Below are 11,328 nucleotides of genomic sequence, written 5' to 3' on the forward strand. Positions count from 1 at the left end.
CGACTCGCCGATTTCGACGAGGTGACAGAGGGGGTTCCCGGGGTAGACGACCGGGTTCTCCAGCAGGCCGATCAGGAGGCCGGTGAAGGGGGCCTCGACCGCGACGGCGTCCTCCTTGAACGGGTTAGTGATCGTCGCGATCCGGTCGCCCTCGCGGACGAGCGAGCCGCTCTCGAAGTGGGTGTCGACGATGCCGCCGGAGTCGGCGCGCAGCCACGTCTTCTCGCCCGCGCCGGCGACGATCGTCCGCCAGCCGGGCCACCGGACGGTGTCCGTCTCAAGCAGGCCGTACTCCGCGAAGACGGAGCGGACGCCGGCGAGGGCGTCGTCGATCAGCGGGCGCTGGAACCGGTGGGCCTCGCCCATCTCGATCGTGATGGTGGGGATGCCGTCGTCGGTCGCCTCGCCGCGGAGGGTGCCGCTCGGCCCGTCGCTGTCGATCACCACCTTGGAGCCGAACGCCAGCGCGAGCCGGTGGACCGCCTCGTCGGTCATGTCCGCGCGGACGTGGAGCATGTTCGTCCGCCCGCGGGTGGAGGTGTGGAAGTCGAGTCCGAAGTCGCACGGCGCGATGAAGTTCTCGTAGATCCGGTGGGCCATGCGCTTCGAGCTCGTCGATCCCGGTTTCCCGGGGAACGACCGGTTGAGGTCGCGGTCGTAGACGGGGAGATAGCGCTGTTGCGCGAGGAAGCCGGGGACGTTGAGGACGGGGAGACAGACCAAGGTCCCGGCCAGCTTCGAGAGGTCCCACTCGTGGGCGACCTCGCGGACGACCTCGATCCCGTTGAGTTCGTCGCCGTGGGCGGCCGCGGTGAGGAACGCGGTCGGGCCGTCGCGCTCGCCGTTGACGATGGTGACCGGGATCCGCACCGGGTCGCCGAGGTACGTCTCGCTGATGCCGTAGCGGATGTTCTGGGTCTCGCCGGGCGGCACCGCCCCGCCGTTGTACGTGAACGCCCGGTCGTCGCTCATGCCGGAGCGGAACACGGCGGCGGCTATATATATGGCGACCCGGAGACCGCCCGCCGCCGGACGTCCGGGTCGGTCCGCCCGGCGGACGGGATCGATTCCTCGGGAGCGGAACCAACCGGTCGAACTTTGAGGACTCCCCGCGCAGGGACGCGTATGAGTTCGGACTCGGTTCGAGTGGGAGTGCTGTCGTTACACAACAGCAAGGAGACGAAGGCGATCTGCAACGCGGTCGAGGACCTCGGCCACGAGCCGGTGTGGCTCCGCGAGGAGAACGCGGCGATCAGCGTCGAGGACGGCGACGTGTCGGTCGAGCCCGACGTCGACGTGATCGCGAACCGCCTGCTGCTGTCGAACACCGACCAGCCCGCGGAGCTGCTGGGTCTCGCGACGACCTTCGAGCGCATCCGGCCAATGTTGAACGAGCCGGACGCGGTGCTGGCGTCGATCCACAAGTTCGCGACCGCCGCGACGCTCGCCGACTGGAACATCCGCGTGCCCGACGCGCTGCTCGCGCTGTCGAACGACCGACTCAACGAGGGCCGGGAGCGCTTCGGCGACGTGGGCGTGTACAAGACCGCGATCGGGACCCACGGTGGCGGGACGTGGAAGGTAGATCTCACGGAGCGCGTGAACCCGAAGGTCGGGAACCGACAGGCGTTCCTCCAGAAGCTCATCGAGCGCGACTCGGAGAAGCACCGCGACCTGCGGGTGTACGTCGTCGGCGACGAGATCGTCGGCTCGATGTACCGCTACGCGCCCGAGGGGGACTGGCGGACCAACGTCGCGCTCGGCGGCGCGGTCGAGGACGCCACCGACGACATGCCCGAGGAGGCCGCCGACACCGCCCTCTACGCCGCCGAGGTGATGGACCTCGACTACGCCGGCGTCGACCTCGTCGAGGGGTACGACGGCTGGTACGTCCTCGAAGTGAACCCTACCGCCGGGTTCAAGGGCCTCTTCGAGGCGACCGGCACCAGCCCCGCGCCGCACATCGCGAAGCTCGCGATCGAGACGGTCGGCGGCGAGGTGGACGACGACGCGGTCGAGCGCGTCGCCGCGACGCTCGACGACTCGCGGCCCTCCTGTGCCCCGAAGCCGAAGGCGTCGCCCTCCGAGCAGCCGGACATCGGCTACATCGAGGAGGTCGTCGTCACCGGCACCTCCGGCTCCACGCAGGCGATGGCGAAGTCGGACACGGGCGCGACCCGGACCAGCATCGACACCCAGCTCGCCGCCGAGATCGGTGCCGGTCCGATCAAGAGCATGACCCGCGTCAAGTCGGGTAGCGTGAAGGGCGGGAAGGCGCGCCCGGTTGTCGATCTGGTCATCGGCGTCGGCGGCAACCAGCACACCGTCACCGCCAGCGTCGAGGACCGCGGCCACATGGAGTACCCGCTCCTCTTAGGCCGCGACATCCTCACCGACTACCGGGTCGACGTCCGGCGGCGCGCCGACACCGACGAGGCGGAACGCGGCGAGGCGGGCGAGATATTAGAAGAGGAGGAGTGACGCTCGGCCGCCATCGAGCGGTCGCGAGCGTCTGACCAACCTATAAGACGGCGGGTGTCAATGACACGGCACATGGTGAAGAGCACGGTCCGGTTCCCCGAGCCGGTGGTCGAGGAGATCGAGTCCCTCGTCGAAGAGGGGCAGTTCGAGAGCAAGTCTGAGTTCTACCGCTTCTCGGCCGACTACGTGCTCTCCCGAACGCTCGACGAGTACGAGCCGGAGACGATCGACTACGACGCCATCGAGGCCGAGGTGATCCCGGCCGAGGAGCGGGAACTGGGCGGCGACGGCGACGACGACGGCCCGCCCTTTTTCGACTCCGTCGCGTTCGTTCGGAAGCTCGCGCTCAGGGGGAAGTTCAGCGACGCCGAGGACTTCATCGACCACCAGTACGTCCCGGGCGACCGTCACGCCGTCCTTCTCGAAGAGATCCTCCAGTTGTACCGCGAGGACGCGGCGACCGAGGACCGGCCGCCGGCCCCGGAGCACGATCCTGAGCCGACAACCCGAAGCCGATAACGCGTTCGAGGTCGCCGAACGCGCATGAACCCCGTCACCCGCGAACGGACCCGGACCTGTATCCGGTGCCACGAACGATTCACGGAGCTCGCCGGAACCGTCACGCGCGTCTGTGACGACTGTTCGGAGCGCGGGCTCGGGGCGTCTCCCGACGCGACGGGCGGAAGCGTCGCGGGCCGCGACCGGGAACGGATGTGTATCCGCTGTGAAGAGCCGTTTCTCGAACGGCCGGGCGGGATCTCGCGGCTCTGTCGGTCGTATGATCCCGACCACGTCGCCCTCGACTGACGGCGGGCGGTCCGCCGGTCAGGACTCGTACTCGGCCCAGATGTACCGCGTCCCGTAGCTCCGGTAGGGCCGCCACGCCTCCGCGATCTCGCGCATCTCCGCCCGGCTCAGTTCCTCGCCGTCGTTGTAGACCCGCTCGATCCCCGTCCGCACCGCGAGGTCGCCGAGCGGGAGCACGTCCTCGCGGCCGAGCGCGAAGATGAGGTACATCCGCGCGGTCCACTCGCCGACGCCGCGGATCTCCGTGAGTCGGTCGACGACCGCCGCATCGCTTTCGCCCGCGACCCTCTCCCGGGTGAGCGCGCGCTCGTCGTCGCGGAAGGCGGCGGCGACGTTCCGCAGGTACTCGACTTTCGTGCCGCTGAGTCCGGCCTCGCGCAGGGCCGCCTCGTCGGCGGCGAGGACGCGGTCGGGCGTCGGGTCACCGCCGAGGACGTCCACGAACCGCTCGTGGATGGCCGCCGCGGAGGCGGTGGAGAGCTGCTGGTTCACGATCGAGGTACAGAGTCGGGCGAACTCGTCGTCCGCGGGCGCGATGTCGAGGAGCCCGTGGCGGTCGATCAGCGCCGCCATCGTCGGGTCCTCGCGCAGGGTGGCCGTGACCGGGTCGTCGGCATCGTCGGTGCCGTCGGTGCCGTCAGCGTCGTCGGCTCCGTCGTCCATGCTCAATCGAGGGAGACGCACGCGGGAGTACGTTCGGTTCCGCTCCGCTCGGAGCCTCCGGATTCGATTCCGATACCGCTCGGTCCGGAGCCGCGGGCCCGTCGAATAAACTCACCGCGCGTTTTACGTTTGGAAGATGGAAACGTTCAACCATGACGGTTCCGACCCTCAACCATGAAGCTCGAAGACGTCCAGCGCGTGACGGTGCTCGGGGCCGGAAACATGGGACACGGCATCGCGGAGGTGGCCGCGCTCGCCGGCTACGACGTGTCGCTGCGCGACATCAACGACGAACTCGTCCAGAAGGGGTACGACCAGATCGAGTGGTCGCTCGGCAAGCTCGCCGAGAAGGACCGGATCGGCGACGACGAGGCCGACGCCGCGCTCGACCGCGTCGACGCGTTCGTCGACCTCGGCGACGCGCTCGACGGCGCGGACGTCGTCGTCGAGGTCGTCCCCGAGAAGATGTCGATCAAGAAGGACGTGTACGACGAGGTCGTCGAACACGCGCCCGACGAGGCGGTCTTCGTCACCAACACCTCCAGCCTCTCTATCACCGAACTGTCGGAGGTCACCGACCGTCCCGAGCGGTTCTGCGGGATGCACTTCTTCAACCCGCCGGTACGGATGGACCTCGTCGAGGTCATCTCCGGGAAGCACACGAGCGAGGAGACGCTGGAGCTGATCGAGGGGCTCGCGGAGTCGATGGGGAAGACGCCCGTCCGCGTCCGCAAGGACAGCCCCGGCTTCATCGTCAACCGCATCCTCGTCCCGCTGATGAACGAGGCGGCGTGGGTCGTCGAGTCCGGCGACGCGACGATCGAGACGGTCGACTCGACGACCAAGTTCGGGATGGGCCTGCCGATGGGGTCGTTCGAGCTCGCCGACCAGGTCGGCATCGACGTGGGGTTCCACGTGTTGGAGTACATGCACGAGGTCCTCGGCGACGCCTACCGCCCCTGCCCGCTGCTCGCCGAGAAGGTCGAGGCGGAGACTCTCGGCAAAAAGACCGGAAAAGGGTTCTACGACTACGAGGACGGCGACGGCGCGCAGATCCCGAGCGACGCGGTCGACGAGGCCGTCAGCCGCCGCCTGCTCGCGGTGATGGCCAACGAGACGGCCGGCCTGATCGGCAACGACGTGGCCGACGCCGACGACATCGACGAGGCCGTCAAACTCGGCGCGGGCTTCCCCGACGGCCCGGCCAAGCTGGCCGACGCCGAGGGGCTCGACGCCCTCGTCGAGACGCTCGACGAACTCGCCGAGGAGACGGGCGAGGAACGCTACGAGGCGACCGATTACCTCCGCGAGGCCGCCGAGGCGGGCGGGTTCCGCGGCGGGAGCGGTGACGGCGACGACGCCGGCGAGGGGCCCGTCTACGAGGTGCTGAACGTGAGCGTCGACGACCGGGTCGGGCACGTCGAGATCGACCGCCCACACCGGATGAACACGATCAGCGGCGAGGTGCTCGACGAGCTGTCGGACGCGATCGATCAGCTCGACGGCGACGACGAGGTGCGCGCAATCTTGCTCTCCGGCGCGGGCGACCGTGCCTTCTCCGCGGGCGCGGACGTCCAGAGCATGGCCGCGGGCGGCGCGGACCCGATCCACGCCGTCGAGCTCTCCCGACAGGGCCAGCAGACGTTCGGGAAGCTCGAAGGATCGGACAAGCCCGTGGTCGCCGCCATCGACGGCTACTGTCTCGGCGGCGGGATGGAGCTCGCGACCGCCGCGGACATGCGGATCGCCTCCGAGCGCTCGGAGCTGGGCCAGCCCGAACTCGACCTCGGTCTGCTCCCGGGCTGGGGCGGCACGCAGCGGCTCGCCCGGATCGTCGGCGAGGGGCGCGCGAAGGAGATAATCCTCACCGCCGACCGCTACGACGCCGAGACGATGGCCGAGTACGACTTCGTCAACGAGGTCGTCCCGGACGACGAGCTCAACGAGCGGGCGCTGGAGCTGGCCGAACAGCTCGCCGGCGGCCCGCCGATCGCACAAAAGTATACGAAGCGCGCGATCCACGCCGGCCGGACCGACAACGAGGCCGGACTTGAGGTCGAAGCGATGGGCTTCGGCCACGTGATGAACACCGACGACCTCATCGAGGGCGTCACGGCGTTCATGGGCGACGGCGAGCCGGAGTTCGAAGGGAAGTGAGACATAGGTGAGGGCGAGGGGAACGGCCCCGTTTCGCCGGGGAACCGGTGAGACGCGAACTGGAGAGGGACAGGGAAAGACGCCGTCAAAGCCCCAGTCGCTCGGCGATACGTTGCTGGCTTCGGATCGCTGATCGACACGACCGCCGAAGCCCCAGTCGCGAGGACTCGATGCGCTCGCTGCGGTTCTCAGTCGCTCGCTCCGCTCGCTCCTTGCGGTCCTTGCGTCGCGCGTCTTCGTCCTCGCGACTGCCCCTTCGAGTCCCACCCCGCACCGCCCAGCACCTCACGCCTCCCCAGCCTCGTCGGTCGCCTCCGCTTCGCTCCGGCAACCGACTCCCTCACGCGGTGCTGCTTCGCGGTCGCCGGTGGCGACCGCTCGCAGGCACGCAGTGAGGCGCTACGCGCCTCTGGCAGCCGGCGGCGAAGCCGCCGGCGACGCCACCGCACTGCGGAGCTGTCGCTTTGCGGTCCTGTCTCGGTCGAAAAATTGCGGTCGGAGTTTCGGCGTCGGATTCGCGGCTTAGACGTACCCTTCCTCGACGAGCAGTTCGCCGTTGAGGAGGGACGCGCCGGCCGCGCCGCGGATCGTGTTGTGCGCGAGGCAGTTGTACTTCGCGCCGGCGTCGGTCGACTGGACGCCCCCGGCGACGATGCCCATCCCGCCCGCGTACGTGCGGTCGAGGCGGGGCTGCGGGCGCTCCGGCTCGTCGTCGCCGTACACCTTGATGAGCTGGTCGGGCGAGCTCGGGAGATCGCCCGCGCCCTCGAACGAGCGCATCGCCTCGCGGAGGTCCGCGGGCGAGGGGTCGTCGGCGAACTCGGCGAAGACGTTCTCCAGGTGGCCGTCGAGCGTCGGGATCCGGTTACAGGAGGCGACCACGTCGGCGTCGTGGAGGCTGACCGTCGCGCCGTCGAACTCGCCGAGCAGCTTGCGCGACTCCGTCTCCATCTTGTCCTCCTCGCCGCCGATGTGCGGGATGGCGTTGTCGATGATCTCCATCGAGGTGACGCCGGAGTAGCCCGCCCCCGAGACGGCCTGAAGCGTCGAGACGCGGACGCTCTCTAAGCCGAACTCGTCGATCGCCGCGAGCGTCGGCACCATCGTGATCGTCGAGCAGTTCGGGTTCTTCACGAGGGCCCCGTCCCACCCGCGCTCGTCGCGCTGGACCTCGATGAGATCGAGGTGGTCGGGGTTGATCTCCGGGATCGTGAGCGGCACGTCCGCCGCCATGCGGTCGTTCGAGGAGTTCGAGGAGACGACGTACCCTTCTTCGAGGAACGCCGGTTCGACCTCGGCGGCGACGCCCGAGGGCAGCGACGAGAAGAGGAGATCCACGTCGTCGTCCGCGATCCCCTCAGGCGTCGTCTCGGCGACCTCCATCTCGGCGACGTCGCCCGGGATGGGCGTGTCGACGCGCCACTTCGCCGCCTCGCGGTAGGTCTCGCCCGCGCTCTCCGAACTCGCGGTGACCGCCGCGAGGTCGAAGGTGGGGTGATCGTCGAGCAACTGGATGAACCGCTGGCCCACAGCGCCCGTCGCGCCGAGGATACCGACTCGGACTGACATTGCGCGTGGGTCCGTGACAGGGACGTAAGTGCGTTCGGATACGCGTCGACTCCGCCGGGTGCGACAGGCGCAGTGCCGGAACGTCGGTCCGATCGCGCGGCGTGGCGTTCCGGTCGGCAGCCCCTATTAAATACCCATGTGTAGTACTCCCACGGTATGTCTGAGTTCGGAGCACTGTCGGTCGTCCCGCCGCTGCTCGCCATCGCGCTGGCGATAGTCACCCGCAAGGCGATCCTCTCGCTGTTCCTCGGCATCTGGTCGGGGGCGGTGATCTACACGGGCGGGCTCGGGATCGTCCAGACGTTCGACTGGATCGTCGCGGCGATCATCGCCGACGACGGGTTCCAGGCGACGATCCTCGTGTTCACGCTGCTGCTCGGCTCCGGCGTCGCGATGGTGTGGAACCTCGGCGGGACCTACGCCGTCCGCGACTGGGCGGTCGAACGGCTCGACACGCAGCGCAAGGCGGGGCTGGCCGCGTGGGCGCTCGGGGTCGTCCTCTTTTTCGACGACTACGCCAACACCGCCATCGTCGGCTCGGCGATGAAAGACGTCTCCGACCGGCTCCGGATCTCCCGCGAGAAGCTCTCGTACATCGTCGACTCGACCGCCGCGCCCGTCGCCACGCTGGGCATCTCCTCGTGGGTCGCGTTCCAGCTGTCGCTTATCGACGACGGGTACGCGGAGGCGGGCGTCGCCGAGGTGAACCGCCCCAGCACCTTCGAGGTGTTCCTCGCGTCGATCCCGTTCAACATGTACGCGATCCTCGCGGTCGCGATGGTCGCCATCGTGGTGCTGTGGGGCCGCGACTACGGGGAGATGCTGACCGCCGAACACCGCTCGTGGACGACCGGTCACGTCACCCGCGAGGGCGCGGAGCCGATGCAGGACGTCGCCGGCGAACTGGGCGAGCCGCCGGCGTCGACGCCGCGGCTGATCAACTTCTTCGCGCCGGTCGCCGTCCTGATCGCCGTCACGGTCGCGACCGCGTTCTGGTCGGGCGGCTTCGCGCCGGCGGGCTTCCTCTCCGACCTCCTCGCGGCCGAGTTCGGGAGCGCGGGCGACCGCCTGTGGAACGCCGTCATCGGGGCCGACTTCGCGACCGCGCTGATGATCGGCGCGTTCGGTATGGTGCTGTCCGGGTTCGCGCTCGGGAAGATCTACGGGATCTTCGGCGTCGGCGACGCGACGGAGTACACGGTCGACGGGTTCGGCATCATGCTCACCGCGGTGTCGATCCTCGTGCTCGCGTGGGGGATCGGCGAGGTCATCTCCGCGCTGGAGACGGGTCGGTACGTCGCGGAGGCGACCGTCGGGACGGTCCCTGAGCCGGTCCTCCCGGCGCTCGTGCTGGTCGTCGCCGGGTTCATCGCCTTCTCGACGGGCACCTCGTGGGGGACGATGGGGATCATGACGCCCATCGCGGTCCCCATCGCCTGGGAGATCAGCGGCGGCGGCGCGGCGGGCCACACCCTCGTCGCGGTCATGGTCGGCGTCATCTTCTCCGGGGCGATCTTCGGCGACCACAGCTCTCCGATCTCCGACACGACGGTGTTGTCGGCGACGTTCACCGGCGCGGACCTCGTCGACCACGTCCGCACCCAGATCTACTACGCGGTCACCGTCGGGCTGGTCTCGGTGGCGCTGCTGCTCGTCTGGGGCTTCTTCGGGGTCACACCGTTCGTGTTGCTTCCAGTGGGCGTCCTGACGCTCGTCGCGCTCGTCTACCTCCTCTCCGAGTTCGACGCCCGCCGCCGGGGGATCGACCCCGTCTCGGTCCGCGAGGCGCAGACCGACGACGGCGAGCGAGTCGTCGTCGCGGGGACCGAACAGGACGATTAAGCCGCTCGACGCCGAAGTCCGGGTGCGCGCCATCAGTCCCCGCCCGAGTACTCCCCGATGGGAGCGATGACAGCGCGGAGAACCCAGGCGCGTCACACCGGTCGCTGACGCGACCCGCCCGTCGCCGCGCAGGCGACCGCCCGCCACGAGGGTTTCCCGGTCGACGCGGCACGCCGCCGGAGATGAGACCGGTCGTTAGTGTCGCGGGCGTACATTCAATCCACTGAGCAACCGCTCTGTTCGTCTTCGACCGGCCAAACACTCAAGACTCACGTGCGCTTACGTTTCGCTATGGCGACGATCGAGATCGACGATGACGTCTACGAGGCGTTACAGCTTCCGGAAAGGGAGCGTTCGCCCGCATTGAAGCGGGAGTTGGCGGTCTCACTATACGCCCAGGATGTGCTCTCGTTCGGGAAGGCCCGAGCTCTGGCGGGCCTGTCGAAGCGAGAGTTCCAAGACCTTCTGGGCGAGCGCGAGATTCCCCGACATTACGGCAAACGGGAACTCGAAGAAGACCTCGGATATGCGGAATAGCGGGCTGGTCGTCTCGGATACGTCCCCGCTCCTGAACCTCGCGCTTATCGACCGGCTCGATCTCCTCCAGTCTCAGTTCTCCGACGTCACGGTTCCACGGCAGGTCTGGGATGAATTGACCGACGGGCAGGATGGACTGGAGGCACTGCGTGAGTTGCGCGACGACGGGTTTCTACATCTTGTCGAGGTGGAACGCTCGGACTTGTTCGTGGAACTTTTCCACGAGCTCGACCTCGGTGAGACGGCGGCAGTCTGCTATGCTGTCGAGGAGAACGCTGACCTCGTTTTGCTCGACGAGCGGGACGGCCGGCGCGTGGCCCGCAGACACGACCTGGATGTCACGGGTGTAATTGGCATCCTGCTTCGCGGAGCGAAGACGGGCGAGGTGAACCTACAACACGAACTCGACGCGCTCCGTGAAGCCGGATTCTGGATTTCCGACAACCTCTACGAACAGATTCTCTCCGAAGTCGAGTAGTCGTCCTTCACCGAATAGACAGCCGCAGCCACCAGATTCCCCTTCCATTGAGCCTACTAGTAGATTGTCGCCCGGTAGTGTCGCGGGCGATACTCCGGATCCCCGAGCGACGGCGCTGGCGCGCGAGACGGCGAGCGCGCCGCCGATCCGTCGACCGTGGATCACCCGCCACTGTGGACCACTCGTCACCTCGGGTCGCCCGTCAGCCGTCGATCACCGCGGCTCGACGCGAACCGAGAGGTCGTCCACGTAGTGGGTCGCGTCCGCCTCCCAAATCACTGCGGTGCCGACCGCGAGGTACAGCGTGTCCGTCGACAGTTCGGGCGTCGTCCACTCGAAGGCGTACTCGCGCCAGCCGTCCGCGAGCCACAGCGAGTCGCGCAGCCCGCCGTAGGGCGTCTCGCCGAGGTCCGTGGTGTTGAGTCCCGGCTGCGGGAACTCCTCTTCCGTCTCCGGCGGCTCGGGACCCAGCCGCATCAGTGCGTGTCGGATCGTGTTGAACGACTCCGACTCGCTCCAGAACTGCCCGCTCACCTCGATCTGATACGACCCGCCGGACTCGACGGGGACGGGATGGACCGCCCACGTGACCCCGTCGTCGTAATCTCCCTGATTCCAGATCCGGAGGGAGCCGTCTCCCGACGCCGCCTCTGCGTCGGAGACATCCACCTCCCAATCGAAGTCGGCGAGGTCGACCTCGGGACCGATTGCGGCTCCCGTCTCCCAGTCGCCGAGGCCCTCCTCGAACCCCTCCGTGAACGCCGGGTCGTCGCCGCCGCCGGACCCCGCACAAC

At 68.4% G+C, this 11,328-nt stretch carries 11 protein-coding genes; 7 read left to right on the forward strand and 4 right to left on the reverse strand.

What is annotated here, in order from left to right; all coding sequences use genetic code 11:
* A partial coding sequence (locus BN903_RS03495) for a succinylglutamate desuccinylase/aspartoacylase family protein (protein ID WP_048076388.1) occupies positions 1-972 on the reverse strand: 972 nt, incomplete at its 3' end.
* 153 nt (positions 973-1,125) lie between these two features.
* On the opposite strand from BN903_RS03495, the gene BN903_RS03500 reads away from it, so the two are divergent.
* The 3 genes from BN903_RS03500 (at position 1,126) to BN903_RS03510 (ending at position 3,288) form a co-directional block, all read left to right on the forward strand.
* Positions 1,126-2,481, forward strand: coding sequence for a RimK/LysX family protein (locus BN903_RS03500; protein ID WP_195155700.1), 1,356 nt, complete (start codon positions 1,126-1,128; stop codon positions 2,479-2,481).
* Between the two features lie 72 nt (positions 2,482-2,553).
* The gene (locus tag BN903_RS03505) at positions 2,554-3,000 is read left to right on the forward strand and encodes a lipoprotein (RefSeq protein WP_048076389.1); all 447 of its coding nucleotides are present in this window, start codon (positions 2,554-2,556) and stop codon (positions 2,998-3,000) included.
* A 24-nt stretch (positions 3,001-3,024) separates the two neighbouring features.
* Complete coding sequence (locus BN903_RS03510) at positions 3,025-3,288, forward strand: hypothetical protein (RefSeq protein WP_048076390.1); 264 nt, start codon at positions 3,025-3,027, stop codon at positions 3,286-3,288.
* A gap of 18 nt (positions 3,289-3,306) precedes the next feature.
* Here the strand turns inward: BN903_RS03510 and BN903_RS03515 are convergent, their stop codons facing one another.
* Positions 3,307-3,951 (reverse strand): DNA-3-methyladenine glycosylase, encoded by a 645-nt coding sequence (locus BN903_RS03515; RefSeq protein ID WP_048076391.1) that lies wholly within the window; start codon positions 3,949-3,951, stop codon positions 3,307-3,309.
* Positions 3,952-4,125: 174 nt separating this feature from the next.
* Between BN903_RS03515 and BN903_RS03520 the strand changes: the two genes are divergently transcribed.
* Positions 4,126-6,108, forward strand: a complete 1,983-nt coding sequence (locus tag BN903_RS03520; protein ID WP_048076392.1) for a 3-hydroxyacyl-CoA dehydrogenase/enoyl-CoA hydratase family protein — start codon at positions 4,126-4,128, stop codon at positions 6,106-6,108.
* A gap of 522 nt (positions 6,109-6,630) precedes the next feature.
* Here BN903_RS03520 and asd read toward each other — a convergent pair.
* On the reverse strand, positions 6,631-7,677 hold the full coding sequence (gene asd, locus BN903_RS03525; RefSeq protein WP_048076393.1) for an aspartate-semialdehyde dehydrogenase: 1,047 nt from the start codon (positions 7,675-7,677) through the stop codon (positions 6,631-6,633).
* A 156-nt stretch (positions 7,678-7,833) separates the two neighbouring features.
* Here asd and BN903_RS03530 point away from each other — a divergent pair, with 156 nt between their 5' ends.
* From BN903_RS03530 to BN903_RS03540, 3 genes are all read left to right on the forward strand, one after another.
* Positions 7,834-9,519, forward strand: a complete 1,686-nt coding sequence (locus tag BN903_RS03530) for a Na+/H+ antiporter NhaC family protein (RefSeq protein WP_048076394.1) — start codon at positions 7,834-7,836, stop codon at positions 9,517-9,519.
* Positions 9,520-9,810: 291 nt separating this feature from the next.
* Positions 9,811-10,056: a UPF0175 family protein gene (locus tag BN903_RS03535; RefSeq protein ID WP_048076395.1), complete on the forward strand. Its 246-nt coding sequence runs from the start codon at positions 9,811-9,813 to the stop codon at positions 10,054-10,056.
* Positions 10,046-10,534 carry a DUF3368 domain-containing protein gene (locus tag BN903_RS03540; protein WP_048076396.1) on the forward strand — a complete coding sequence of 163 codons (489 nt, stop codon included), beginning with the start codon at positions 10,046-10,048 and terminating at the stop codon, positions 10,532-10,534. Before BN903_RS03535 ends, BN903_RS03540 begins: the two co-directional genes overlap by 11 nt.
* 213 nt (positions 10,535-10,747) lie before the next feature.
* Here BN903_RS03540 and BN903_RS03545 read toward each other — a convergent pair.
* Positions 10,748-11,328 (reverse strand): hypothetical protein (locus BN903_RS03545; RefSeq protein WP_079890564.1); only part of this gene is annotated, 581 nt, incomplete at its 5' end.

This window comes from Halorubrum sp. AJ67 (genome assembly GCF_000513435.1).